Raw genomic sequence first — 25,579 nt, 5'->3', positions numbered from 1 at the left:
GGTTCAACTTAGCCGACGTATTGCCTTTCATCGGCGATCACCTTGCCATCGTTAGGCAGGGTTCCGGGCGCGGCCACTTCGACCGCGCCGCCAAGCTTGGTTATATCCCTCAACGAGGCTGCCACGGCTTCCCGGTCGACCACGGCACCGTCTGCCGGCTCGACATACAGGGCCATGCTGTCGCTCTCGTTGCGTCTGGTGACGACAAGGCGGGCGCGGGCGAGCTCGCGGTGGCGGCGCAGGAGCTCGGCCACCTGTTTCGGATCGACGAACATGCCCTTGATCTTGGTGCGCTGGTCGGCGCGGCCCATCCAGCCCTTGATGCGGCGGTTGGTGCGGCCGCACGGGCTTTGGCCTGGCAGGACGGCCGAAAGGTCGCCGGTGCCGAGCCTCACGAGCGGGTAGGCGGGATTGAAGCTCGTTACCACGATCTCGCCCACCTCACCGTCCGGCACCGGCTCGTCGGAGCCGGGGCGGACGATCTCCACGATGAGGTCCTCGTTGAGCACCATGCCGGGCAGCGGGACGCCGTCCTCGTCGCAGGTCTCGTAGGCGATGACACCGAATTCAGCGGTGGCGTAGCACTGGTAGACGCTGATGCCGCGGCCGGCATATTCCTCTCTCAGGGAAGGAAAGAGCGCGCCTCCGGAGACCAGGCCGCGCTTGAACGAGGTCAGCGGGTGGCCCATCTCTTCCGCCCGGTCCAGCATGACCCTGAGATAATCGGGCGTGCCGCAATAGACGGCGGGACGCAGATGAGAGGCGGCTTCCACCTGCATGTCGGTATTACCCGTGCCGGCGGGAAACACGGCGCAGCCGAAGGCGCGCGCGCCTTCGTCCAGTACGAAGCCGCCTGGCGTCATGTGATAGGCGAATGCGTTGTGGACGATGTCGCCGGGGCGCACGCCGGCGGCGAAGAAAGCCCGCGCCGCGCCCCAGGGATCGGCGCCAGGCGGCTGCGCTTCCCACAAGGGTCCGGGCGACATGAAAAGGCGGGAGCCCTTCAGATAGCTGGGGGGAACGAAGCCGCCGAAAGGCGGGTCGGCGCGCTGGCGCTCCAGCAGTTCGGATTTGCGCAGAACCGGAAGGCGCGCGAGATCGCCGCGCGTCCTGACGGCGGCAAGGTCCACGTTCGAAAGCCATGACGCAAGCCCCGGCGCCTCGGTGGCCGCGCGGTGAAGAAAATCCGGCAGGCGCGTGAAAAGTTCCGCTTCGCGCTCGGACGGATCGCGTGTCTCGGACGCATCGTAATAGGCGGCCATTGCTCCTCCCGCAATTGTCCGGTGGCTTTATTGCAGGCGGGCATGCCGGTGCGCAAGGGCCATGGCCCTTGTGCGGTATTTCAAAGGCGTGTGATCAGGATACGCCGCCGCGGCGGGTCAGAACGAAGTTTTGGCCGGAGGCGTTGGTGCAGTTCAGTTGGCTTGGCGAAACCAGTGCACAATTGACGCTCGTCCTTGTCTGGCGGATAAGCGAGGTCATCGTGATTTCCACATTGTTTCTGTCCCGCATATGGTAGGTGCCTTCTGAGAGCCTGTTGCCCGTATCGGTGGCGACAGAATCGAAGCGGCCTCCAGAGAATGTCGAAATCGCGACCCTTTGGGTGTCCATCCACTGGCCTTCGACGCCGGTGGGGCGCGACGCGATCTCGCGCGGTGCCACGCCACCTACGCAGCCAGAGACGATTAGAGCCGTCACGACCGTGACCAGCGGCCCAACCCTGCGAAAATTGACCATAGCAGCCTCCTCTCCTCGAATGCCTGATTCATTCGCCACAAAAGATGGGGAATGCAAGCAAAACATGTCCGATGGGCATCAGCGCACGAGAATGTTGCGGAATTGCCATGGGTCTTTTTCGTCGACGTCTTCGGGGAAAAGCCCAGAGCGGCCTTCGAGCGGCGTCCAGTCGGTATAGTAGCCCTTCACCGGACCGAGATAGGGAAGCTGTACTTCCAGGCAGCGTCGGTAATCCATTTCGTCGGCTTCAACGATGCCGGCTTCGGGGTTTTCGAGTGCCCAGACCATGCCGGCGAGAACGGCTGACGTGACCTGAAGGCCGGTGGCGTTCTGGTAAGGGGCCAACTCACGTGTTTCTTCGAGCGAGAGCTGCGAGCCGAACCAATAGGCGTTCTTCTCGTGGCCGTAGATCAGCACGCCCAACTCGTCGATGCCGTCGACAAGCTCGTTCTCGTCGAGCACATGATGAACGGGCTGGGCCTTGCCGGAGGCGCCGAACATTTCATGAAGCGAAAGCACTGCGTCGTTGCAGGGGTGATAGGCATAGTGGCAGGTTGGGCGGTAGGCGACTTTACCCTTCCTGTCGCGGACCGTGTAGTAGTCCGAGATCGAAATCGATTCATTGTGGGTGACGAGAAAGCCGTATTGCTGGCCCGGTGTCGGGCACCAGGTGCGCACGCGGGTGTTTGCGCCCGGCTGCTCCAGGAAGATCGCAGCCTTGCATCCCTTTTTTTGTTTGCGCGCATTCTTGGGCTTCCAGTTCTCGTGGGTGCCCCAGCCGAGTTCAGCCGGTTGCAGCCCTTCCGATATGAAGCCCTCGACGGACCAAGTATTCCAGAAGACGTTCATGGGCTTCGGCTTCTTGGTGCGTTGGGTGTCGCGTTCGGCGATATGGATGCCCTTAACGCCAAGCTTCTTCATCAGCTTCGCCCAGCCCTCGCGGTCTTCCGACCCTGGTTCCTTGATGTCGACGCCCAGATCGCCGGCCAGGTTCACCAAACCCTGTTTGACGAACCAGGAGACCATGCCCGGATTCGCACCGCAGGTGGAGACCGCCGTGGTGCCGCCGGGGTTCTTGCGCTTCTCCTGGCGCACGGTTTCGCGCAGTGCATAATTGGTGCGCGAGGCGTTGTCCGCGGTCTTGTTGAAATAGAAGCCGAGCCACGGTTCGACGACGGTATCGATATAGAGAACCTTCAGCTTGCGGCATAGCTTCATCAGGTCGAGTGAGGAGGTGTCGACGGAAAGATTGACGCAGAAGCCCTGGCCTTCGCCCTCGGTCAGGAGCGGCGTGAGCAACTCCTTGTAGTTCTCCTTGGTCACATAGGCCTGGACGAATTTGATGCCGCGTTCGTCGAGCAGATTGCGATGCTCGTCGCTGGGGTCGATCACCACCATGCGCGACTTGTCGTATTTGAAATGACGCTCGAGGAGAGGAAGTGTCCCTCGTCCGATGGAGCCGAAGCCGATCATCACGATGGGGCCGGAAATCTCGCCGTGGACGGGCCAGTCGTTTTTCGCCATTTGGGATGGTTCTCCTCAATGTCCGGGGGAAGCATGCGATCGCGTTGGAAAAACACAGTTCAACGTCACAATAAAGCGAAAATGGCCAACAGCCCTAACGCGGTGGAAAGGTCGCCTGCCGGGCGCTATGGCGTTCGCGGCACCTCGCCCGTCGCAAAGCGGGCCTTCAGGAGCGCTTCTTCATATTCGCCTTCGGCGGTGGAATCGAAGACCACGCCGCCGCCCACGTTGAACACGGCCTCCCCCTCGTCATGGAGCGCGATCGTGCGGATGGCGACGTTGAAACGCATGCGCCCGTCCGGCGCGACCCAGCCGATTGCGCCGCAATAGACGTCGCGCGCGCCGCCTTCCAGCCGTCGCAGTATTTTCATGGCGCTGATCTTGGGCGCGCCGGTAACCGAGCCGCAGGGAAAGAGTGCCGCGAAAATCTCCCGCAGCGTGGCTCCTTCGGCAAGGCGCGCGCGCACGCGACTGACCATCTGGTGAACGGTGGGATAGGTCTCGATTCGGAATAGCTCGGGGACCTCCAGCGTACCGACTTCGCTGATGCGGGAGATGTCGTTGCGCAGGAGATCGACGATCATCCGGTTCTCGGCCAGGTTCTTCGGGTCGGAGTGCAGAAGCTCCTTCAGTCGTTGATCTTCCTCGGCGGTGGTGCCGCGCGGCATGGTACCCTTCATCGGCATGGTTTCGATGAAGCCGTTGCCCGATACTTCGAAGAACAGCTCGGGCGAACGCGACAGGACCACCGGGCCGGCAAGGTCGATGAAGGAGGCATAGCGCACCGGCTGGCGGGCGGTCAGCCGCTCGAACAGCGCGAAAGGCTCGCCTCGCCATTTCGCGCGAACCGGAAAGGTGAGATTGCCCTGATAGCAGTCGCCAAGCGCCAGATGACGGTGCAGGGCGTCGAAGCGCGTGCGGTAGTCGTCGAGGCTCCATTGGGCAACCGGTTGGGAAAGGTCGGGGTCCTGATCCGAGACCGGTACGTCGCCCGCATCCGATGGTGCGTCGAATACGCCCAAGCAGACGAGCGGTGCGCGCCGTACCAAAGGCATGTGGGAAACGAGCGAAAGATCGAGCGCGTAGCCCGCCTCATAGGAAATGTAGCCGGCCAACCACCTACCCGCCAGACGGTGCGCCTCGGCGGCATCGAGCATTTCGGCGACTTCGCGAGGACGGTGCGCCAGCAGGAGTTCCCGTGGCCCGGCAAAGCCCAGTCGTTGGCCCGTCAGGTCATTGCGAAAGAAGGCACGGGCGAGGTGGGTTCTCCTACGGGTATCAGTTGTTGCCAAGGTGAATTCGAGGCTCCAGCCTGGTCAGTACTCGTGCTTCGTTTCCGCCGGAAGCTGCGGTCCTACAGCGCAGTGTCGCTGGACGTCGATGCCTCGTCCAGTTCCTCCAACTCGTCGATCAACCCCTCGATAACCGAAAGCCCCTTATTCCAGAAGGCCGGGTCTGAGGCGTCGAGGCCGAAGGGCGCGAGCAAGTCGGAATGGTGCTTCGTTCCGCCGGCTTTCAGCATCTCGAAGTATTTTTCCTGAAAGCCTTCCTCCGCCTGCTGGTAGACGGCGAACAGCGAATTTACCAGACAGTCGCCGAACGCATAGGCATACACGTAGAAGGGCGAATGGATGAAGTGGGGAATGTAAGCCCAGAAGGTTTCGTATCCCTCACGCAGGTCCACCGCCGGCCCGAGGCTTTCCTTCTGGACCTCGAGCCACAATTCGCCCAGCCGATCGGATGTCAGCTCGCCCTTGCGCCGTTCCAGATGCAGTTTGCGCTCGAACTCGTAAAAGGCGATCTGGCGCACGACCGTATTGATCATGTCCTCGACCTTCTGGGCCAGCATGGCCTTGCGCTCGCGGCGGTCGGCGGTGCGGTCGAGCAGTGAGCGGAAGGTGAGCATCTCGCCGAACACGGAAGCCGTTTCGGCAAGCGTCAGCGGCGTCGAGGCCATGAGCGCGCCCTGTTCGCCGGCGAGCACCTGATGGACGCCGTGGCCGAGCTCGTGGGCGAGCGTCATCACGTCACGCGGCTTGCCCATATAGTTCAACAGGACGTAAGGGTGGACCGAGGGCACCGTGGGATGGGCGAAGGCGCCCGGCGACTTGCCCGGCCGCACAGGGGCGTCGATCCAGCGGCGGTCGAAGAAGCGGCTTGCGATCTCAGCCATTTCCGGCGCGAATGAGTGATAGGCGGACAGCACCATTTCGCGCGCCTCTTCCCAAGCGATGACCGTCTGGGGTGTATCCGGCAGCGGGGCGTTGCGGTCCCAATGGTTGAGTTTTTCCATGCCGAGCCACTTCGCCTTCATGGCGTAGTAGCGGTGCGACAGGCGCGGATAGGCCTCGTGCACCGACTGCGCCAGCGCGTCCACGACTTCCCGTTCTACACGGTTCGCCAGATGGCGTGAATCGGCGACGTCGGCGAAGCTGCGCCAGCGATCGGATATCTCCTTCTCCTTGGCCAGCGTGTTGGTGACCAGGGTGAAGACGCGCATGTTGCCGCGCAGCGTTTCGGCAAGGGCTTCGGCCGCCTGGCGCCGCTTTTTGCCGTCGGCGTCCTGAAGCAGGTTCAAGGTCGGCTCCAGGGACAGTTCCTCGCCATTCACATCGAAGCGCAGGCTGGTCATGGTCTCGTCGAAAAGGCGGTTCCATGCACCGCGCCCTATGACGAAGCTCTCGTGGAACAATTGCTCGCTCCTGTCGTCGAGCTGGTGCGGTTTTTCCTTACGCAGATCGAGTATCCAGGGGCGATAGTTGCCGAAGCCGGGATCCTCCGCGAGCGCCTTCTCAATCAGTGCGTCGTCGATCTTGTTGAGCTCCAGGGAGAAGAACAGGAGATGGGTGCTCGCATTGGTGAGCTTTTCCTGCACGTCGCCATAGAACTTCGCCCGCTTTGGGTCGGAGGTATCGTCGGCATAGGTGAGGCCGGCATAGGAGCCGATGCGGCCGAAGAGCTCATCCAGCACCTCGAACTCCCGCACGGCCCGGCCAAGCCTGCCTGCCGCCCCTTTGGCGGCTTCTGCCTCCAACTGCCCCTTCCAGGCCTTCTCAAATGCGATGGCGTCTTCTTCCGCCCGCTTCAGATCGGCTGTCAATTCCGCGCAATCGATGGCGGGGTACAGATCGGCCAGGTTCCACTCCGGCAGATCGCCGAGGGCGCCGCTTATCCTCGTGCCGTCCGCGCCTTGTGCCGCCGGGGCATGGGGAAGCTTTGCGCCTGAGCCTGAGCGATAGGCCATAAATTGCTCCATAGGTTTTAATGCTGCGGTTCAAATGCGCCACAAGGCGCGAAGGATTCGTTCACCGGGTTTCTTGAATGCCTGTTTAGAAGCCTGTGCCATATTGTTCCAGTCCGCCCACGTGTACATTCGCGCGATTTTCAGGAAGCTGTGGCAAACATGTCCGATGCGGTATTGATAGTCGACGACGATCCTGTGCAGCGCCGCCTTCTGGAGGCCGTGGTAGGGCGGCTTGGCATGTCCACCCAGTTGGCAGAGAGCGGGGCGGCGGCGATGGACTTGGTCGAACAGCGCGGGGCAGATGGTCTGCGCGCCGTCATACTCGACCTCGTCATGCCCGGCATGGGCGGCATCGAAGTGCTGGAGCGCTTGCGGGAACGCAATTTCGACGTGCCTGTCATCGTTCAGACGGCCAAGGGCGGCATCGACACCGCGGTTGAGGCGATGCGGGCGGGCGCGTTCGATTTCGTCGTCAAACCGGCCTCGCCGGAACGCATTGGCAGGGCCTTGCGCGACGCCCTGAAGGTACAGGAATTGGGTGGCGCGGCGCGCAAGAAGCCGGCGCGGCGCGGCAGCGGCTTCTCCCTGCGCGACATCGTCACCGGCAGCGAGGCCATGGCACGGGTTCTCCGGCTCTGCCAGAAGGCGGCGGCAACCGATATTCCCATTCTCATAGAGGGCGAATCGGGAGTCGGGAAGGAACTGATCGCGCAGGCCATTCGCGGCGAGAGCGTACGGCGCGGCAAGCCGTTCGTAACAGTGAATTGCGGCGCGATACCCGACAATCTCGTGGAAAGCATCCTTTTCGGCCATGAGAAGGGCGCGTTTACCGGCGCAACGGAAAAACACACGGGCAAGTTCGTCGAGGCAAGCACGGGAACGCTGTTCCTCGACGAGATCGGCGATCTGCCGCTCGATGTCCAGGTCAAGCTGCTGCGCGCCATCCAGGAGGGCGAGGTCGATCCGGTGGGCGGGCGCGGAACCGTCAAGGTCGATATAAGGCTGATTTCAGCGACCAATCACGATCTGCTTCAGCGGGTCAAGGAGGGACGGTTCAGGGAGGATCTCTATTACCGCCTCAATGTTTTCCCGATCATGGTGCCGCCGCTTCGCGACCGTAAGGAAGACGTGCCGATCCTGGTTCAGCACTTCATTGGACGCTTTGCCGATTCGACGCATGGCCGGAAGATCAGGGGCATTTCGGCGGATGCCCTGGAGATGCTTAGTAGCTATGACTGGCCGGGCAATATCCGCCAGCTCGAAAACGCCGTGTTCCGCGCGATGGTGCTTTGCGAGGCCGAGGCGCTGACGGCGGTGGATTTTCCTCAGATCCGAGCGCAGGTGCACGGGATCGATGAAGACGTGCTCGAAGATGTTCCGGACGAGCGGCCGGTCGTGCAGGACCGGGTGTTCGCCTTGGCGGATCAAGCACAGAATGCTCAGGTAGAGCGGCAGCCGCTGCATGCCGGTCTCTTGCGTATCCTCGACGAACGGGGGCAGGTGCAGAAGCTGGAAGCGCTGGAACATCAGATCATACGGTTCGCCATCGACCATTATAACGGCCAGATGAGCGAAGTGGCGCGCCGACTCGGCATCGGCCGCTCCACACTTTATCGCAAACTCAAGGAAATGGGCATCGAGCCGGGCGACGAGCGCTCGCGCCAGGGCTGAGCCTCCAACCTTCTCCATGGTGCTTTTAAGCGTTTATTTACCGAGCCTTAATGCACTTCAAGCCCGTCACTTTATCGCCATTGTCTAAGGGCATTGCTACTTCGATAAGGCTCGATTAACCATTAGGATAGAGACTTAGGGTGTTTCGGGGGCAGGAGAGCCTCCAGACAATCGCTTCGGGGACAGTTCCAGCCGACAAGGCCACGAGTTGAAAAACAACGACGTTCGACATCATGGATGGCGCAAGGCACTGTTCGGCTCCAGGAACGTGGCAGCCGGGTTTCTTATAGCCATTGCATTCATCCTTGCCGCCGCTCCAGCCAGCGCGGAAACGCGGACGCTCAAGCTGTATTTCATTCATACGAAAGAGCGGGCGGAAATCACGTACAAGCGCAACGGGCGCTATATCCAGAGCGGTCTCAACGAAATCAACCGTTTCCTGCGGGACTGGCGGCGCAACGAGCCGACCAAGATGGACCCGCGCCTGCTCGATGTGCTCTGGGAGGTCTATCAGGCTACCGGCGCTCGCGACTATATCAATGTGGTCTCTGCCTACCGGTCGCCGCAGACCAATGCGATGCTGCGGAGCCGCTCCAATGGTGTGGCCAAGAAAAGCCAGCATATGCTCGGCAAGGCTATCGATTTCTACATTCCGGGCGTAAAGCTTTCGAGCCTGCGCAATGCCGGGCTTAAACTGCAAGCAGGCGGAGTCGGCTATTATCCGCGTTCGGGCTCCCCCTTCATTCACCTGGATGTTGGCAATGTGCGTCACTGGCCCCGCATGAGCCGCAAGGAGCTAGCCGCCGTCTTCCCCGACGGAAAGACGCTGCATGTGCCGACGGACGGAAAGCCGCTGCCCGGCTATCAGCAGGCATTGGCTTCCTATGAGGCCCGCAAACGCAACGGCGGAACTGTCCAGATCGCCGATGAAAGCACCCGCCCCCGTGGCCGCGGGCTGCTTGCCGCGCTGTTTGGCGGCGGCGCCGACGAGGAAGAGGATACGGCCGAATCCGTCACGCAGGTCGCGGCTGCTCCGCCAGCGGCACGCGCGCCGGCGCAGGCCGCTCAGCCCGCGCCTGAGCCTGAGACACCGGCGACGATCCTGGCGGCTTTGCCCGCCCGTGCCCTGCCGCTGCCACGCGCGGCACCGCGTCCCGACATCGGCGTAGGCACCGAACTTGCGGTCGCTTCCGTTGCTCCGCCTCCTGCGCAGCAAGCCCAGCCCGGGACCCCGGACGCCGAGCAGTTGCAGGCAGAGGCTGTTGTCGCCGAAGCACCTGCCCCGGACGAGATTCCGTTCCAGTTTACCAAGCGGGTTCCCGTGCCCTCGCCGAGGCCGGACTACGCGACACCGGCAGTGCAGGTGGCGTCGGTGAAGGCGGATGAGGAAGATGATCTTCCGACGACTACTGCTTTCGTCACGCCGACGCGGCGGCCCGAAGGGGCTGGCCCGGCGGATGCGATTGCCGAACTTCTTGCCTCGAACGACCAGACTCCGCGCGATGACGCGACTCCAGCCCTGACTGCGGTGGCCGAGCCGGACGCGACTGTTCCGACCGAATACGTCGTTGCGGCGCTTACCGATGCCGTGCCGGATGCAAAGGCGGCTGCGGTCGAAGCAGCCACCGCCATGCCCATGGCTTCATCCGCACCCACGCAGGACGCTCTGGAAAAGAGCGCCAGCCCGATTTCGGCTTCGCCCCGTCTTGCCATGCTTCAGGATACGTCAAAGGGCACTGCTGTTCGGGCAATTGCCGAGAGCGCAAGAACGACGCCCAAGAGCGCGAAGCCCGGTCCAGACGATGCACGTCCGGAGCCGAAGCCTTTGGTGATGCCGGTACATTCCAGTGGAGGACAACTGGTGCTCAGCCGTGATTCGGTGATCAACAAGACACATCGGACCAAAGCACCGTCCTTTACGCCGCAGATCGCCAAGGCGCCCAGCGCAGTCTATACGGACGGTTTCCAGCAAGACGGGATGATTGCTGACGCGCGGCGCTTCACCGGCAAGGCCGTGACCTTCCTGTCGGTCGCGAAGTTCGCGGCGCGATAAAAAAGCGCCGGCAATGCTCGGCGCTTCAAACGATCAGCCTTCTACTCCGCCTGATCCGGTCAACCCTTATGCAATAGGGAGGCCTCGCGCGCGAGCTTCTCGACGCGATCCCAATCGCCTGCCTGCAATGCATCGTCAGGCGCGACCCAGGAGCCGCCAACGCACAAGACGTTGGGCAGGGAAAGGTAGTCATTCGCGTTCTTCGGGGAGATGCCGCCCGTCGGGCAGAAACGGATGTCGGCGATGGGCGAGGAGAGCGATTTCAGGAAAGACGCGCCGCCTGCCTGTTCCGCCGGGAAGAACTTCAATACCCGATAGCCTTCCTCGCGGACTGCCATGATCTCGCTGGGGGTGATGGCGCCGGGGAGAAAGGGGATTTCCGACTGGCCGGCCGCATCCAGAAGCTCCTGGGTGGTGCCGGGCGAGACGATGAACTGCGCGCCGGCACTTACTGCGCTTGCATAGTCCCTGGCCGACAGAATGGTGCCGGCGCCGACGATCGCCTCGGGGACTTCGTCGGCGACGAGCCGGATGGCGTCCAGCGCGTCGGGAGTGCGCAGAGTGATTTCCACTGCCGGCAGCCCGCCCTTCGCGAGCGCCCGGGCCAAGGGCACGGCATCGGCGAGCCGGTCGATCTTGAGAACGGGAATGACGGGCTGGCCCGACAGAATTTCCACAAGTCGTTCCGTCTTCTTAATCATGACTGGCTCCTGCGATGGCTTCGCGTTTCCTTAAACCGATTCAGCGGCAAAGTACAAATGTCCTGGGCGGTTGGATTTGACCGGTGCGCTACAGGATCAAGCGTCCGACGCGACGCCAGAAGGCCATGAACACCTTGCGGAACCGATGGCCGGCTTGGGCCAGCGGCAGGTCCTGTTCCATGGCTGCGAGCGTTTCAGCGCCGACTATACCATCTTGACGCAGACCTTCCGATCGCTGGAAGCGCAGGATGGCCGCGCGGGTGCGAGGTCCAAACACGCCGTCGACAGGGACCGGATAGCCTAGCGCGCAGAGTAAGGTCTGGACATGCCTGACCTGGGCACCGGTGTCCCCGGTGCGCAAAACCCCGGTTCTGGCTGGCTTCTGCCTCGGCTGCATTTCCGGTGTCCCGACAGGGCCGCGCGCGTGACGTCGATAGGCCAGGGACAGTTTCAGGTGGTAGCCGTTGCGGGCGTAGCCGAGTCCATTATAGCCGCGTGCAAAAGCCTGCCAATCTTTCTCCTTCAGGGCATTGGCCAGACCGGCCATGGCAATATAGCGCAGGGTAAGGCGCAATTGCCCCTCCACGCCGCTGCGCGCTGCGGCCACCAGGGCTTCCACGTTTTCGTAGCCGAGCCGCGACCAGTGGGCGCCCATGACCTGGCCGATGCCCCATGAGACGGATTCATAGGCGGCGTTGCGGTCGATCCGGCAGGCCCGTTCCAGGAGTGCCCAGCGGGCGGCCTGGCTGGGCGGGTTGCGTACCGCGCCGGCCCGTGGCGATGCCAACCCTTCGTCTCGCGCCCGCTGCCTCGTCTCGTCTTCCAGGCGACGGTCGAAGTAATGGGCCTCGAACCGTATCAACGGTTCCTTCCGGCCATCGACGAGCACGTGCGTGCGTCCGGCGCTCTCGACCTCGACCAGGGCCAGTAGGGCGGCGGGTTCGAAGCCTGCCTCGACAGCGGCTTCGGCGATCGTTCTGGCGGTGTCTGCGGATATCATCGGGCGCTGTCTCCATTGCGTTGCAGAGCATTGTCCCCCAGGACCGGCCAGCGTGGATAAATCAGGTGCAAAAATTATTTTGCGGCAGGAAAAGGGCCCGACTCTGCATCTTGCCTTTGCCCCGATCGCGGCGTAGGACGCGCCTATGCAGCAAACTGAAGCAAACGAGCCGATCACCGTGCTGGCGCTTTACCGCTTTGCGCGCTTCGATGATTTCGAGGCGCAGCGGGAGCCGTTGATCGCGCTTTGCCGCAGGTTCGGCATTCGCGGGACGCTGCTCCTGGCGCATGAAGGTATAAACGGCACGGTGGCGGGCAGTGCCGATGCAATAGTCGAACTCGTCGCTCATCTCACGGCCATTCCGGGGCTGGGCGTTCCGGATTTCAAGTACAGCCATGCCTCGCATATGCCTTTTCACCGCATGAAGGTGCGGCTGAAGAAGGAGATCGTGACCATGGGCGTGGAAGGCGTGGATCCGGCGGCGCAGGCCGGCACCTATGTCGATCCAAGGGAGTGGAACGCGCTCGTCTCGCAGCCCGACACGGTCGTCATCGATACGCGCAACGCCTATGAGACGGCCATCGGCTCCTTTCGTGACGCCATCGATCCGTCGACGCAGAGCTTTACCGAATTTCCCCGCTGGGTGGATGAAAATCTCGAAAGGCTCAAGGACCGTAAGGTGGCGATGTTCTGCACCGGCGGCATTCGCTGTGAGAAGGCAACGGCATATCTGCGCATGCGGGGGCTTGACGACGTGTTTCATCTCAAGGGCGGCATTCTGAAATATCTGGAGGAAGTGCCCTCCCACGACAGCCTCTGGGAAGGCGAGTGCTTCGTCTTTGACGAGCGCGTGTCGGTGGGCCACGGGCTCGTGGAAGGAAGCGCCACGCTGTGCCGCGCATGCCGACATCCGCTGACGCCCGAGGAGCGGCAGTCCGAGCATTTCAGGGAAGGCATTTCCTGCCCCCATTGTCATGACGGCAAGAGCAAGGCGGAACGCGCGCGCTATGCCGAAAGGCAGCGGCAGGTGGAACTGGCGCGCCAGCGCGGACGCGCCTTTCCCATCGGCCAGGGCTGAAAAGCTGCGATCCTTCGGGTTCTTCGTACAATGCCGCATTGTATTTTCCGCCGGCACCGCCTACCTGAGATCGCGTAAAAAGGGGGCGCGGGGAACCGAGTTTCACGAGGAGAACGCCATGATCGATCCAAGAAAGCTGCTTGACGATTTTCTGGGCAGCAATGTTCCGGGGACGGAGAGTACCGTACGGGACAAGGCTGGACAGGTGACGCAGCTTGCCAAGGACAATCCGTTGGCCACGGGAGCGATCGTGGCGGTGCTGCTCGGCACCGGGACAGGGCGTAAACTTACCAAGAACGCGGTGAAGCTGGGCGGCATGGCTGCTGTTGCCGGCCTCGCCTACAAGGCCTATCAGAATTACCAGAGTGGCAAGAAGCCAGAGGCGGCGACCGTCGAAGACGGCGATCTGCTACCGCCGCCCGCCGGTACGACTTTCGATCCGGCCCAGGCGCCCCAGGGGGAGCAGGAATTCGCGTTTACGCTGGTGCGCGCCATGGTCGCGGCGGCGCGGGCCGATGGCCATATCGATGAAGCAGAACGCAAGAAGATCGCCGACCGCCTGCGCCTGTCCGGGATCGGCGAGGAAGCCGAGGCGTTCCTCGTCGAGGAGCTTGAAAAACCCGTCGACCTCGACGCCCTGGTGGATGCGGCCGAGACCGATGCCCAGAAGATCGAGCTCTATACCGCATCGCGTCTCACCATCGATCCGAAAAGCCGGGCCGAGCGCGGGTATCTCGATATGCTGGCCGGCAGGCTGAAGCTGCCCGATGCGCTGGTCGACCACATCGAGGCGACTGTCGCTGATACCGTGAATTGACGAGCCACTTGCTTCCTTCCGCAATGGCAACCTATTGTGGCAACAACGGGCGGCGGTGATCGGCCGCCCTTGCGCCAAGGCCGGCGCTGCGTCCGGTGCGCGGATGCAGCTGCTGGCTACCATCACACCCGGTTTCGTACCCGCCGACATCCGGCCTCGGGTCTGCAAGGCCCGGTCGCGCCGCATGGCCTATGGAGGATGTGATGAGGAAGCTGCTCGCCGTCGTCTTGGCAACGTCATTCGTGCTGGCCACTGCGTCTGCCAGCCTCGCGGCGGACAAGATTGTCGTCTTCGCCGCCGCCAGCATGAAAGAGGCGATAGACGCTGCCGTTGAAGCGTTCGGGCGGACGATCGATGCGGAAGTCATCGTCTCCTTCGCGTCGAGTTCAGTGCTGGCTCGCCAGATAGAAGCGGGTGCGCCGGCCGATATCTTCATCTCGGCCAACCAGGATTGGATGAACCGGCTCGAAGGTGCGGGCCTCCTGCGCGGGCCCAGCCGGCGGGACATTGCCGGCAATGACCTGGTGATTGCAGCGGCGGGTCCCATGCCGAAGATAGCTGATCCGCGTGTGCTTCTGGGGCGGGGCCGTTTTGCCATGGGCGACCCCGGCCATGTGCCGGCCGGCATGTATGCAAAGGCTGCCCTGGAAAGCCTGGGATTGTGGGAGAGGCTGAGGGATGGCGCTGTGTTCGCCGAAAATGTCCGGGTCGCGCTGGAATTTGCGCGCCGGGGCGAAGTGACCGCGGCGATCGTCTACGGGTCGGACCAGAAGGCCACAAGCGACGATCTGGTGCGCGTCTATACGTTCCCTGGGGACAGCCACCCGCCGATCGTCTACCCGGCGGCCGCGACGAGAAAGGGCACGGCTGCCGCCGAAAACTTCCTGGACTTTCTTTCGGGGGCTGAAGGTCGGGCGATCTTCGCCCGTTACGGCTTTGCGCCGGTTCCGGAGGACCGGCGGCAATGAGTGAGGTGGAAACCTCGATTATCCTGCTGTCCGCGAAGGTGGCGCTGACCGCCATCCTGTTCGCATTGCCAGTGGCGTTTCTTGCGGCGTGGCTGCTGGCGCGCAGGGAATTTCCGGGGAAGAGCCTCCTCCAGGCATTGGTTACCCTTCCCCTGGTTCTGCCGCCGGTGGTGACGGGATACGGGCTGCTCGTCCTGTTCGGCTCGCGCGGGCCGATAGGTCGGGTGCTCGACGCGGCCTTTGGTTTCAGCTTTGCATTCCGGTGGACCGGTGCGGCGCTGGCCGCGGGCCTCATGGCATTTCCGCTTCTGGTTCGTCCGATACGGCTGTCGCTGGAAGCTGTCGACCGGGGGCTGGAAGAGGCGAGCGCTACGCTGGGGGCATCGCGCCTCATGATATTCGCCACGGTCACGCTGCCTCTGTCGCTGCCGGGTGTGATGGCGGGCGCGACACTTGGCTTCGCCAAGGCGTTGGGCGAGTTCGGCGCGACCATCACCTTCGTTTCCAACATTCCCGGCGAGACGCAGACACTTTCGCTGGCGATTTATTCGCTGCTGCAGACACCAGCCGGGGACGCGGCCGCGCTGCGACTGATCCTGGCCTCGGTGCTCATCGCGCTCGCCGCCGTGCTGGCCTCGGAGTGGGTGGCGCGGCGGCTCAAGGGCAGGGCTAGCCCATGAATCAGCTCGAAGTCGACGTCACGGGCAGCGCCGGCCGGTTCGCAATCCGCGCGGCATTTGGAGCCGGACCGGGTGTGACCGCCTTGTTCGGACGCTCCGGCGCAGGCAAGACGACGATCCTAAAGATGATCGCCGGGACGATCCGGCCGGGAGTGGGGCGCATCGCTGCGGGCGGGCGGGTGTTTCTGGACACGAAACGCGGCATTGATCTTTCTCCCCAGTCGCGCAATGTCGGATTCGTCTTCCAGGACGGCCGGCTGTTCCCGCATTTGTCCGTCCAGCGCAATCTCACCTATGCGCGGTGGGCGGGCCGGCGGCGGGCGACGCGGCGGTTTGAGGAAATTGTTGCGCTTCTTGGCCTCGAAACGCTGCTCGACCGCTTTCCCGAAACCCTGTCGGGCGGCGAGCGACAGCGGGTGGCGATCGGGCGGGCGCTTCTGGCCGAGCCGGAAATCCTGCTGATGGACGAGCCCTTGTCTTCGCTCGACCGCCAGCGGCGCGGCGAGATCCTTCCCTATCTCGAAGCGGTTGCCGGCGAGGCGCGCATACCCGTCATCTATGTCAGCCACGAGCCGGAGGAAGTGATGCGCCTTGCTGACCACGTGGTGGTGATCGAGGACGGCCGGGTCGTCCAGACCGGCACGCCGGCTGATGTCCTCGGTGGCGCCGGGGCGTCCTATGCCCGCGCCAACGATGCACCCGTGGCGCTGATCGATGGCAGGGTAGCTGCTTTCCACGAGGATGGCGAAACGGTCGAGGTGGCCGTCGGCTCTTCGGTCATGGAGCTGCCGGGCGCGGATATGCGCCCCGGAAACCGCGTGCGGCTGCGCATCGATGCCTCCGAGGTGGCGCTTGCCACCCGTTGCCATGAAGAATTGTCCATACGCAACCAGCTTCCATGCCGGATCACCCGAGTGGAGAGCCGGGGGCCTGTTACCGATGTTGCGATGGATTTCGAGGGGCAGACGATCTTCGCGCGTGTCACCAGCCGCTCGGCGCGCTTGCTGAGATTGTCGCCAGGGCAGGAGATCGTGGCGCTGGTCAGGGCGGTGTCGGTGGAGCGGATGCGATCCGGGCAGTAGCCGCCGCCTCTAATCGGCTCCGCCCTTCCTGCGGGCATGACGCGTGATATAACGGGCTCAAAACAAGAAGATGGGGACTGAGATGCCAAGCGGAGGAGCTCTGGCGCGCAGGTATCGCCGATACGGCTTCCTGAACCTGATCGCGACCTTGGGCGTGGTCTGCGCCGCAGCCTATTTCACCGCCTCCTATGCCGGCGGCGCGATGGAGGCCAATCTGCGCGCCTCGGCCCGCGAGACACTTGCCGTGCAGGCCGAAGCGCTTTCGGGCATGCTCGACAAGCACCGGCTGCTGGCTGGAACGCTGAGCCGGCGCGGCGATGTGCGGGCGCTCTTTTCTGAACCGGGCCAACAGGTCGACAGGCAGGCCGTATGGAGGATCGGCGTGCAGGCGGCCGGGCTGTCGAGCGCGCTCGACGTGGTGTTCTTCACGACCGATGGCGAGCCCATCGCCTCCGGCCTCAGCCTGTTCGACGACAGCCGGCTCGACCCATCGTCGCAACTCGTGCGCGCGGCGAAGTTCGGGCAGCTCGGCCGCGAGGCCTTCACCTTCGCGCACGGCCAGCGCGCCTATGTCTTCACAAGCGGGATCCGCGGGCCGGACACGGCCGTGGTGGCCATCGTTGCCGTCTTTGTCAGCCTGGACCGGCTCGAGGCGACATGGTCGCTTTCGGCCAACCCGATCTATGTGGTCGCAGAGAACGGAAACATCTTCCTTTCCAACCGCTCCAAGTGGCGGCTGCGCCCGGAGCCGGAGATCATGCAGGCGGATGGCGACAAGCTCCTTTACGAGACAAGCGAGGGATGGCGGGCCCATCTCGATGCGAGCCGGTTCCTGCCATTGCTGGATTGGGAACTGCACGTCCTTTCCAGTACGGCTTCGGCAGACATCGCCCGACTCCTTTGGGGCGCGATCGCGGGCGGACTGGTGCTGCTTGCCAGTCTCGGTGTCCAGGCGTTGATCAACCGTCAGTATGTCGTGACGCTGAGGGGGCGGCGCGACCGGGCCGTATCGTTGCGGCTCGAACGGGTCGTACGCGACCGCACACGGGCGCTCAGCCAGTCCAACAAGACGCTGAAACGGGAGGTGCACGAGCGCCGGCAGGCGGAGGAGCAGTTGCGCCGAACACAGTCGGAGCTGGTGCAGACGGGCAAGCTGGCGGCACTCGGCCAGATGTCGGTCTCACTGTCGCACGAGTTCAATCAACCTTTGGCGGCAACCAAATCCTATGCCGACAACGCGCTCAAATACCTTGAGCGGGGCCGCGGCGAGGAGGCGCGCGACAATATCCGCCGCATATCGGAACTGACCGACCGGATGGCCGACATATCCCGCCACCTCAGAAACTTCGCCCGCAAGCCCAACCCGACCTTCGGCAATGCCTCGATTACGAAGGTCATCGAGGATGCGATGGCCGTGCTGGGCGCCCGGCTGCGCGAGGCGGGCGCACGGGTCGAACTCGACATGGCGGAGGGCGATGTCCGCGTGCGCGGCGGGCCGGTGCGCCTGCAGCAGGTCTTCGTGAACCTGTTCTCCAATGCGCTCGACGCGATGGAGGGCGTTTCCGATCCCATCATCGAGGTGTCGGTGCGCCGTCAGGGCGACCGCACGCTGGTGGCCGTGCGCGACCACGGCTCCGGCATTGCGCCAGAGGCGCTGGCCAGTATGTTCGACCCCTTCTTTACGACGAAGGAGGTAGGCAAGGGCATGGGTATGGGATTGTCGATCTCCTACAACATCATCAAGGATTTCGGCGGCCGGCTGACAGCCGCCAATCATGGCGAGGGCGCCGTATTTACGGTCGAGCTCGAAAGCGCGCTTGAGGCCAGCGAGGCGGCTCAATGACCGAGGGTTTCGAAGTTCTTTTCGTCGACGACGATGCCGACATCAGGCGCGCTGCAACCCAGCTCCTGGAACTTGCCGATGTGCCGGTGCGCACCGCGGCCTCGGCGGCGGAAGCGCTGCCCGCCCTTTCGCGCAATTTCGCCGGCGTTCTGGTGACGGATATCCGCATGCCGGGCTCCGACGGCATGGAGTTGATGCGCAAGGCGCTGGAGATCGATCCGGACCTTCCCGTCATCCTGGTTACGGGCCATGGGGACATCGATCTTGCCGTGGATGCGATGCGCGCCGGAGCCTATGATTTCATCGAAAAGCCTTTCGCCACCGAACGCTTCGTGGATTCCATCGTGCGCGCGGTGGAAAAGCGGCAGCTCACGCTGGAAAACCGTAGGCTGCGCGACAAGGTGGCCAGCCGCTGGGACAATCTCGAAGCCCGTCTTGCCGGCCGCACGCCGGTCATGATCGAATTGCGGAACCGGATCCGCGCGGTCGCGCAGACACCGTCGGACGTGTTGATCATCGGCGATACCGGCACCGGCAAGGAAATTGCCGCGCGCGCCATCCATGACCTCAGCGGCGACGGAGACAGGCCCTTCGTCACGATCAATTGCGCCGCGCTGCCGACGGGCATGATCGACCAGGAGCTATTCGGCTATGAGGTCGGCGCCTTCTCGGGCGCGACACGGGCGCGCTTCGGCAAATTCGAGCACGCGCGCAACGGCACGGTGTTCCTTGATGAGATCGATGCGATGCCGCTCGACGTGCAGGCCAAGCTCCTTCGCGTCGTCCAGGACCGCACCGTGACGCGGCTCGGCTCGCACGACGCCATCCCCCTCAACGCCCGTTTCATCGCCGCCTCCAAGGTCGATCTGGAAAGCGCCGCTGCAAACGGGGCTTTTCGCGGCGATCTTCTGTACCGGCTCAACGTCATGACGCTACACATGCCGCCCCTGGCCCGCCGCCGCGACGACATCGCCGCACTCTTTGCCCTGTTGTCCCAGGATGCGGCGGCGCGTTATCGCGTCGAGGCGCGCAAGCCGGGGCCGGCGCTGCTGATGAAGTTGGCGATGAGGGAATGGCCCGGCAATGTCCGCGAATTGCGCAATGCGGCCGAGCGCTTCGTGCTGGGGCTGGACGGACAGGATGAAGCCATGATGACGGCCGATGCCGGCGGGCTTTCCGAACGCGTCATGGCGTTCGAGCGCCAGGTGATCGCGGCCGAGCTGGAAGCGAATGGCGGGCGGCTGAAGCCGACCTACGAGGCGCTGCGCATCAGCCGCAAGACGCTCTACGAAAAGATGCAGAAGCACGGAATGGATCGGTCCAGCTTCCGCTCTGCGGGATAGCTGTTACTATTGGGGTACAGCGCGGGAAGATGAATGTTACCACATCCACCCATTTTTCCGAGGGCGGCGGAAAAAAGCGCTGCCGTCCGGCCCGAAGCTGTTGCAACAGGGCGGCAGCTCGCTTCCTTTCGCCGCTGCTGCGGGCGACGTTCGCAGAAAATAATGTGGAGGAGTAAACACCATGAAAAAACTCGGACTCATGCTCACGGCCGCCGGAATGCTGGCAATCGGCACTTCGGCAGCTTCCGCCAATTGCGATGATGGCGAGATGGTCATCAAGTTCAGCCATGTGGTGGCCGAAAAGGGACACCCCAAGGGAGAAGCGGCCGTCCTCCTTGCCAATCGCATCAATGAGGAGATGAACGGAACCGCTTGTATGGAGGTTTTTCCGAACTCCACCCTTTACGATGACGACAAGGTGATGGAAGCGCTGCTGCTGGGCGATGTGCAACTGGCGGCGCCGTCATTGGCGAAGTTCGAGGCATACACCCTCAAATACCGGCTTTTCGACCTGCCTTTCCTTTTCCCTTCCCTTGATGCGGTCAACACCTTCATCCAGTCGGACAACGGCAAGGAACTGCTCACGGTCATGGAGGACGAGGGCTATACGGGGCTCGGCTACTGGATGTCCGGCCTCAAGCAGTTCTCGGCGAACAAGCCCCTTAACGTGCCGAGCGATGCGGCCGGCCTGAAGTTCCGCGTGCAGACGTCGGACGTGGCTGTGGCGATGATCGAGGCCATGGGGGCTTCCGCGCAGAAGCTGGCCTTCAACGAGGTCTACAGCGCGCTGCAGACGGGCGTCGTCGACGGGCAGGAGAACTCCTGGTGCAACATCTACACCCAGAAATTCTTCGAGGTTCAGGACGGCATAACCGAAACCAACCATCAGCTCCTGTCCTATCTGCTCGTGACCTCGACGGAATGGCTTGAGGGCCTCGAGCCGGAGGTGCGCGACCAGTTCCTGACGATCGTCAACGAGGTGACGGTCGAGGCCAATGCCGACGTTGCCAACAAGGAAGCAGCCTGCCGCCAGAACATCCTCGATGCGGGCGGCGAAATCCGCGAGCTGTCGCCGGAGCAGCGCCAGGAATGGCTCTCCACGATGAAGCCCGTGTGGGAGAAGTTCGAGAGCGATATTGGCGCCGACCTTATTCAGGCGGCGGCCAATACCGGCTCCTGACGGATAGAGGCGCACCCGCTTCGGCGGGTGCGTCGGGCGCATCGGAGCAAACCGGGACTAATATCCGGAACGCCCGGTGCGTCAGGTAGCGAATAACAGCATTGCCGTGCGTCCAGGCGGACGCACGGGCACGGAAGATGACGCGCCAGGTCAATCCGGGGAACGGCGCGGCTATTTCGCTCGTGGGAGGCAATCGACATGGAACTGCTTTGGCCGTCGCTGGCGCTGATTGCGTTGGTGACCGTACTTTTCTTCGCCGAAAGACGCTATCCGGCTGCCGTCGGCCGCCTTGAAGAAAACGTTCTTTCACTTCTTCTCGCCGCCATCACCTTCGTATCCTTCACCCAGGTGATCGCGCGCTACGGGTTCAACAGCGGCTGGCAAGGCGCGCTCGAGTTTACGCGCATCGCCTTTGCCTGGCTGATCCTCTTCGGCATGAGCTACGGCGTGAAGAACGGCATCCATCTCGGGGTCGACGCCTTCGTGCGGCTGATGCCGAAGCCGGCCTTCCGCATCGCCGCCATCTTCGCCGCGCTCTGCACCTTCCTCTATGCCTTCTTACTGCTGTACGCAGGCTGGCTTGCCTGGCTGGGCGCCGATGTTTCCACCAATTGGCGCCAGACCGGCGCGATCGGCTATTGGACCTTCATGTTCGACCGAGGCACTGGGCTCGACGACCTGCGCTACCCCATGTGGATGCAGGAGAATTTCGGGCTGCAGGACCGGGTGCAGCGCTGGGTGGCCTACCTGATGCTGCCCGTGGGTCTGGCTCTTTTGGCCTTCAGAGCACTTCAAGGTGTCATCGCCATCTACCGGGGCGAGCGGGAACTCATCATTGCGGGCCACGAGGCTGAAGACCTTGTGAGCGAAAACCGCGACGCGCTGAAGGAGTAGCCTGGATGGAATCGCTCATTCTCTTCGTTCTGGTCCTGTCGCTGCTATTTCTCGGTGTGCCGGTGGCCGTATCGCTGGGCTTGTCGTCGCTCATCATCATCACGTTCTTCTCCAACGATTCCGTTTCGTCGGTGGCGCTGCAACTGTTTACGGCCTCCCAGAACTACACACTGCTGGCCATTCCGTTTTTCGTTCTGGCTTCCGCGTTCATGTCGACGGGCGGGGTGGCGCGGCGCATCATCCGCTTCGCCATTGCTTCCGTCGGGCACTTCAAAGGCGGCTTGGCCATGGCGTCGGTCCTTGCCTGCATGATGTTCGCAGCACTCTCCGGCTCGTCGCCGGCGACCGTGGTGGCCATCGGCACGATCGCCATCGCCGGCATGCGGCAAGTGGGCTACACCAAGGAGTTTTCAGCCGGCATCATCGCCAATGCCGGCACGCTCGGCATTCTCATCCCGCCGTCCATCGTGATGGTTGTCTATGCAGCGGCGACCGACGTATCTGTCGGACGCATGTTCCTGGCCGGTGTGATACCGGGCATCGTGGCCGGCCTGATGCTGATGATCGCCATCTATGTGATGGCGCGCGTCAAGAACCTGCCGGCGGAGGAATGGAAGGGCTTCGGCGAAATCCTGGAAGGCGGCAAGGAAGCGGGATGGGGCCTCTTTCTCATCATCATCATCCTCGGCGGCATCTATGGTGGTGTATTCACACCGACGGAAGCGGCATCCGTGGCGGCCGTCTATGCCTTTGCCGTGGCTCTGTTCGTCTACCGCGACATGGGGCCAATGAAGGGCGAGAAATGGCTGCGTCAGGACGATCCCAAACGCGCCCGGGTCGGTTTTTCGGCCAGTGTCTACGCCGTCGCCTTCTTCTTCGTCTGGATGATCCTGACATTCTTCGCCGCAGCCGATTTACCGGGTGTGACATTGCGCGGCCGCACCTTGCTGGGCGTGGCGCTGTCGCTCGCGATCATGGTGGCCTACGCGCTATGGCGGGACCGCGAGTCCAATCCGTTGAACATTCCAGGGTATCTGATTGCGAGCCTGCCGATCTGGCGACGCAACCTCTCGCTGATGGGGCGGAACTTCTTCCGCGCCTTCTTCAACGACGATACGCGCAAGGTGATGGTAGATGCGGCGCGCACGACCGTGATGCTGATGTTCATCATCGTCAATGCGCTGCTGTTTGCCCATGTGCTGACATCGGAGCGCATTCCCCAAACCATTACCGACCTGATGATAGGTGCGGGCTTCAACTGGTTCACGTTCCTGATCGCGATCAACCTGCTGCTTCTGCTCGGTGGCCAGTTCATGGAGCCTTCGGGCTTGCTGCTCATCGTTGCGCCGGTGGTCTTCCCCATCGCCATGGAACTCGGCGTCGATCCGGTGCACCTTGGCATCATCATGGTGGTGAACATGGAGATCGGCATGATTACCCCGCCAATCGGGCTCAACCTGTTCGTCACGTCGGGGATAACCGGCATGAGTCTGATACAGGTGGTGAAGGCGGCGCTGCCTTTCGTGGCCGTACTCTTCGCGTTCCTGATCCTGGTGACCTACATGCCGATCCTTTCCACCTGGCTACCTTACAGCCTGATGGGACCGGAGATCATGTCCAGGTAGTGATGGGACCCGCCGAATAGTTCGAAATGTTAAGGGTTCGTTAACCAATCTTTAAGCATTTGGGAGGATTCTGTAGCCGTCGGATCGGCTTTCCTCCTCCCAAGCACGGTTCGAAGGGGCGGCCTCAGTGCCGCCCCGCTCGTTTGCGGGATTGCGGAACCTTTGATGCCGGTCGCCATTTAGGCTGGCTGGCGCAACAGTCGTGGCGCAGCTTCAGTGCTGGGGTTCCCTTCATGGAAAATCTTATCAGCGGATACGAGGCCCAGGTCGGCTTGCTGGTCCTGGCGCTGATGCTGGTCGTCTTCATCCTGGAGATTTATCCGCCAGAGGTGACGGCCGTAGGGGGAGCGGCGCTCTTCATGCTGCTCGGCCTGGTGGCGCCGGCAGAGGCGATGGATGTTTTCTCCAATCCCGCGCCCATCACGATTGCCGCCATGTTCATCCTGTCCGGCGCGCTCATACGGACAGGCGTGCTGGAGGCGGTTGCGGAGGCCATCATCGGGCGCGCGGAAAACCGGCCACTTATTGCCGGTGCCATTTTCATTGCCGCCACGATCGTCGCCTCCGCCTTCATGAACAACACCCCGGTGGTGCTGATTCTCATACCCATCGTCATCAGGCTGGCAGGGGTGCTGGAAGTCGCGCCGACGCGCTTTCTCATCCCGCTGTCCTATGCCTCCATCCTTGGCGGAACGCTGACGCTTATCGGCACGTCCACCAACCTGCTGGTCGATGGCGTGGCGCGGCAGAACGGGCTCGAGCCCTTCTCGATCTTCGAAATCACGCCGGTGGGAGCCATCGCGGCAGCCACAGGGTTGGTGACAATGCTCCTGATCGGCCGGCGCCTGCTGCCCGACCGGGGGGCCGCGGGGGAGGAGACCCGCGAGGGCGAGACGGAGTTCCTGTCCGAGGTTACTATCCGCAAGGAAGGCAAGTTCACACGCCTGCCGCTCCGCGAGATCACGGAATTCCATCGCCCCGGCCTCAGGATCATCGGCGCACGCACCGGCGGCGAATTGCTGCGCAGCGGATACGATGAGCGGGTGCTGGAGAAGGGCGATGCCCTCCTCTTCATGTCGACGACGTCGGAGCTCCTGACCCTCAACGACGAGCCGGAACTGCGCGTGGGATTGCGCCGCGGGCCGGAGGGCAGGGGCGAGACCGTGGTGGTCGAGGTGATCGTTGCCCCGCACAAGTCAAGCGTCGGCCAACGCATCGCCGATCTCACGCTGGGTCGCCGTTTCGGAGTGCGCGTGCTGGGCGCCCACCGGCACCGTCACATTCCGGGGCCAGATCTCGACAATGTGCGGCTGCGACCGGCGGACAAGCTGCTGCTCGAGGGACCTTCGGCCAGCTTCGATGCGCTGGCGGAGGAAGCCGATCTTGTCTCCGTATCGCGGCCGAGCGGCCGTGCTTTTCGCCGGCGCAAGGCGCCGATCGCCGTGCTGGCTCTTGTCGCAGTAGTCCTGCTTGCGGCCTGGAATGTCGGGGATATCGGCACGCTCGCCCTGATGGCCGTGGCGGGCATCCTGGTGCTGCGATGCATCGACGCCGACGAGGCCTGGGATTCGGTCGAGGGTTCCATCCTCGTGCTGATCTTTGCAATGCTCGTGGTGGGTATCGGCCTGCAGAATGCCGGCAGCATCGAGTTGTTGGTCGCGGTTACAGCGCCGTGGCTTACGGAGATGCCGCCGCTGGTGGCGCTGTTCGCCGTCTACATACTCACCTCGGTGCTCACGGAACTCGTGACGAACAACGCGATCGCCGTGCTGCTTACGCCGCTCGTCATCGGGCTGGCGGGCCAACTGGGCGTCGATCCGCGCCCCTTCGTGGTGGCGGTGATGTTCGGCGCGAGCGCAAGCTTCGCGACGCCCATAGGCTACCAGACCAATACGCTCGTCTATGGCGCCGGCGACTACCGCTTCGCCGACTTCCTTAAGGTGGGCGTGCCCATGAACATCGTCGTAGGTGCGGCCAGCGTGCTCGCGATCAGCTGGTTCTTCCCGCTCCTCTAGCCCACTTCTCTCACCGCCCGTTTATTCTGACGCGTTCGGCGGCCGATCAGACGGGCGTGCGTTTGGAGCCGCGCGCGGCCTGCGCCGCGGGAGAGCGGCGGTGGTGATCGGTGGCAATGTCTCC

Annotated in this window: 20 protein-coding genes; 13 read left to right on the top strand and 7 right to left on the bottom strand. The window is 63.1% G+C overall.

Features of this window, described 5'->3' with window-relative positions; all coding sequences use genetic code 11:
* Positions 1-8: 8 nt before the first annotated feature.
* The 5 genes from N1058_RS15645 to N1058_RS15625 all read right to left on the bottom strand — a co-directional run bounded on the left by N1058_RS15645 (position 9) and on the right by N1058_RS15625 (position 6,505).
* Positions 9-1,262: a phenylacetate--CoA ligase family protein gene (locus tag N1058_RS15645; RefSeq protein ID WP_265518541.1), complete on the bottom strand. Its 1,254-nt coding sequence runs from the start codon at positions 1,260-1,262 to the stop codon at positions 9-11.
* A gap of 94 nt (positions 1,263-1,356) precedes the next feature.
* A complete protein-coding gene (gene omp10 / locus N1058_RS15640; RefSeq protein ID WP_265518540.1) occupies positions 1,357-1,737 on the bottom strand; it encodes an outer membrane lipoprotein Omp10 in 381 nt (126 codons plus the stop codon).
* 78 nt (positions 1,738-1,815) lie between these two features.
* Positions 1,816-3,261: a homospermidine synthase gene (locus N1058_RS15635; RefSeq protein ID WP_265518539.1), complete on the bottom strand. Its 1,446-nt coding sequence runs from the start codon at positions 3,259-3,261 to the stop codon at positions 1,816-1,818.
* 125 nt (positions 3,262-3,386) lie between these two features.
* Complete coding sequence (locus tag N1058_RS15630; RefSeq protein ID WP_265518538.1) at positions 3,387-4,553, bottom strand: aminodeoxychorismate synthase component I; 1,167 nt, start codon at positions 4,551-4,553, stop codon at positions 3,387-3,389.
* A gap of 62 nt (positions 4,554-4,615) precedes the next feature.
* Positions 4,616-6,505: a M3 family oligoendopeptidase gene (locus N1058_RS15625; RefSeq protein WP_265518537.1), complete on the bottom strand. Its 1,890-nt coding sequence runs from the start codon at positions 6,503-6,505 to the stop codon at positions 4,616-4,618.
* A gap of 159 nt (positions 6,506-6,664) precedes the next feature.
* Here N1058_RS15625 and N1058_RS15620 point away from each other — a divergent pair, with 159 nt between their 5' ends.
* Entirely contained in the window at positions 6,665-8,176 is a 1,512-nt protein-coding gene (locus N1058_RS15620) for a sigma-54-dependent transcriptional regulator (protein WP_265518536.1), read from the top strand.
* 250 nt (positions 8,177-8,426) lie between these two features.
* Positions 8,427-10,229, top strand: a complete 1,803-nt coding sequence (gene mepK / locus N1058_RS15615; RefSeq protein ID WP_476739414.1) for a peptidoglycan L,D-endopeptidase MepK — start codon at positions 8,427-8,429, stop codon at positions 10,227-10,229.
* A gap of 59 nt (positions 10,230-10,288) precedes the next feature.
* Here mepK and N1058_RS15610 read toward each other — a convergent pair whose 3' ends face one another.
* Positions 10,289-10,930, bottom strand: coding sequence for a 2-dehydro-3-deoxy-phosphogluconate aldolase (locus N1058_RS15610; protein WP_265518534.1), 642 nt, complete (start codon positions 10,928-10,930; stop codon positions 10,289-10,291).
* Positions 10,931-11,018: 88 nt separating this feature from the next.
* Entirely contained in the window at positions 11,019-11,930 is a 912-nt protein-coding gene (locus N1058_RS15605; protein ID WP_265518533.1) for an N-acetylmuramidase domain-containing protein, read from the bottom strand.
* Between the two features lie 145 nt (positions 11,931-12,075).
* Here N1058_RS15605 and trhO point away from each other — a divergent pair, with 145 nt between their 5' ends.
* The 11 genes from trhO (at position 12,076) to N1058_RS15550 (ending at position 25,455) form a co-directional block, all read left to right on the top strand.
* A complete protein-coding gene (gene trhO / locus N1058_RS15600) occupies positions 12,076-13,008 on the top strand; it encodes an oxygen-dependent tRNA uridine(34) hydroxylase TrhO (protein WP_265518532.1) in 933 nt (310 codons plus the stop codon).
* A gap of 118 nt (positions 13,009-13,126) precedes the next feature.
* Positions 13,127-13,825, top strand: a complete 699-nt coding sequence (locus tag N1058_RS15595) for a tellurite resistance TerB family protein (RefSeq protein ID WP_265518530.1) — start codon at positions 13,127-13,129, stop codon at positions 13,823-13,825.
* A 203-nt stretch (positions 13,826-14,028) separates the two neighbouring features.
* Positions 14,029-14,793: a molybdate ABC transporter substrate-binding protein gene (gene modA, locus N1058_RS15590; RefSeq protein WP_265518529.1), complete on the top strand. Its 765-nt coding sequence runs from the start codon at positions 14,029-14,031 to the stop codon at positions 14,791-14,793.
* The gene (modB, locus tag N1058_RS15585) at positions 14,790-15,473 is read left to right on the top strand and encodes a molybdate ABC transporter permease subunit (protein ID WP_265518528.1); all 684 of its coding nucleotides are present in this window, start codon (positions 14,790-14,792) and stop codon (positions 15,471-15,473) included. The genes modA and modB overlap by 4 nt, the downstream gene beginning before the upstream one ends.
* Positions 15,470-16,555: a molybdenum ABC transporter ATP-binding protein gene (gene modC, locus N1058_RS15580; protein ID WP_265518527.1), complete on the top strand. Its 1,086-nt coding sequence runs from the start codon at positions 15,470-15,472 to the stop codon at positions 16,553-16,555. The genes modB and modC overlap by 4 nt, the downstream gene beginning before the upstream one ends.
* A gap of 82 nt (positions 16,556-16,637) precedes the next feature.
* On the top strand, positions 16,638-18,398 hold the full coding sequence (locus N1058_RS15575) for a sensor histidine kinase (RefSeq protein ID WP_265518526.1): 1,761 nt from the start codon (positions 16,638-16,640) through the stop codon (positions 18,396-18,398).
* A complete protein-coding gene (locus N1058_RS15570) occupies positions 18,395-19,741 on the top strand; it encodes a sigma-54-dependent transcriptional regulator (protein WP_265518525.1) in 1,347 nt (448 codons plus the stop codon). The genes N1058_RS15575 and N1058_RS15570 overlap by 4 nt, the downstream gene beginning before the upstream one ends.
* Before the next feature lie 181 nt (positions 19,742-19,922).
* Positions 19,923-20,921, top strand: a complete 999-nt coding sequence (locus tag N1058_RS15565) for a DctP family TRAP transporter solute-binding subunit (RefSeq protein ID WP_265518524.1) — start codon at positions 19,923-19,925, stop codon at positions 20,919-20,921.
* Positions 20,922-21,119: 198 nt separating this feature from the next.
* A complete protein-coding gene (locus N1058_RS15560) occupies positions 21,120-21,815 on the top strand; it encodes a TRAP transporter small permease (protein WP_265518523.1) in 696 nt (231 codons plus the stop codon).
* A gap of 5 nt (positions 21,816-21,820) precedes the next feature.
* Positions 21,821-23,440: a TRAP transporter large permease gene (locus tag N1058_RS15555; RefSeq protein ID WP_265518522.1), complete on the top strand. Its 1,620-nt coding sequence runs from the start codon at positions 21,821-21,823 to the stop codon at positions 23,438-23,440.
* 233 nt (positions 23,441-23,673) lie between these two features.
* A complete protein-coding gene (locus tag N1058_RS15550; RefSeq protein WP_265518521.1) occupies positions 23,674-25,455 on the top strand; it encodes an SLC13 family permease in 1,782 nt (593 codons plus the stop codon).
* Positions 25,456-25,579 lie beyond the last annotated feature (124 nt).

Source organism: Nitratireductor luteus, from assembly GCF_026162365.1.
Taxonomy (GTDB): Bacteria; Pseudomonadota; Alphaproteobacteria; order Rhizobiales; family Rhizobiaceae; genus Chelativorans; species Chelativorans luteus.
The sequence above is the reverse complement of the archived record's forward strand: the minus strand, read 5'-3'. Positions and strand labels throughout refer to the sequence as shown.

What these genes read in the sequence shown, in the direction of transcription:
- N1058_RS15555 (WP_265518522.1), top strand. Translation starts at nt 21,821, where the DNA reads ATGGAATCGCTCATTCTCTTCGTTCTGGTCCTGTCGCTGCTATTTCTC.
- N1058_RS15595 (WP_265518530.1), top strand. Translation starts at nt 13,127, where the DNA reads ATGATCGATCCAAGAAAGCTGCTTGACGATTTTCTGGGCAGCAATGTT.
- N1058_RS15635 (WP_265518539.1), bottom strand. Translation starts at nt 3,261, where the DNA reads ATGGCGAAAAACGACTGGCCCGTCCACGGCGAGATTTCCGGCCCCATC.
- N1058_RS15625 (WP_265518537.1), bottom strand. Translation starts at nt 6,505, where the DNA reads ATGGCCTATCGCTCAGGCTCAGGCGCAAAGCTTCCCCATGCCCCGGCG.
- N1058_RS15570 (WP_265518525.1), top strand. Translation starts at nt 18,395, where the DNA reads ATGACCGAGGGTTTCGAAGTTCTTTTCGTCGACGACGATGCCGACATC.
- omp10 (WP_265518540.1), bottom strand. Translation starts at nt 1,737, where the DNA reads ATGGTCAATTTTCGCAGGGTTGGGCCGCTGGTCACGGTCGTGACGGCT.
- N1058_RS15605 (WP_265518533.1), bottom strand. Translation starts at nt 11,930, where the DNA reads ATGATATCCGCAGACACCGCCAGAACGATCGCCGAAGCCGCTGTCGAG.
- N1058_RS15645 (WP_265518541.1), bottom strand. Translation starts at nt 1,262, where the DNA reads ATGGCCGCCTATTACGATGCGTCCGAGACACGCGATCCGTCCGAGCGC.
- modB (WP_265518528.1), top strand. Translation starts at nt 14,790, where the DNA reads ATGAGTGAGGTGGAAACCTCGATTATCCTGCTGTCCGCGAAGGTGGCG.
- N1058_RS15620 (WP_265518536.1), top strand. Translation starts at nt 6,665, where the DNA reads ATGTCCGATGCGGTATTGATAGTCGACGACGATCCTGTGCAGCGCCGC.
- modA (WP_265518529.1), top strand. Translation starts at nt 14,029, where the DNA reads ATGAGGAAGCTGCTCGCCGTCGTCTTGGCAACGTCATTCGTGCTGGCC.
- trhO (WP_265518532.1), top strand. Translation starts at nt 12,076, where the DNA reads ATGCAGCAAACTGAAGCAAACGAGCCGATCACCGTGCTGGCGCTTTAC.
- N1058_RS15610 (WP_265518534.1), bottom strand. Translation starts at nt 10,930, where the DNA reads ATGATTAAGAAGACGGAACGACTTGTGGAAATTCTGTCGGGCCAGCCC.
- N1058_RS15550 (WP_265518521.1), top strand. Translation starts at nt 23,674, where the DNA reads ATGGAAAATCTTATCAGCGGATACGAGGCCCAGGTCGGCTTGCTGGTC.
- modC (WP_265518527.1), top strand. Translation starts at nt 15,470, where the DNA reads ATGAATCAGCTCGAAGTCGACGTCACGGGCAGCGCCGGCCGGTTCGCA.
- N1058_RS15565 (WP_265518524.1), top strand. Translation starts at nt 19,923, where the DNA reads ATGAAAAAACTCGGACTCATGCTCACGGCCGCCGGAATGCTGGCAATC.
- N1058_RS15560 (WP_265518523.1), top strand. Translation starts at nt 21,120, where the DNA reads ATGGAACTGCTTTGGCCGTCGCTGGCGCTGATTGCGTTGGTGACCGTA.
- N1058_RS15575 (WP_265518526.1), top strand. Translation starts at nt 16,638, where the DNA reads ATGCCAAGCGGAGGAGCTCTGGCGCGCAGGTATCGCCGATACGGCTTC.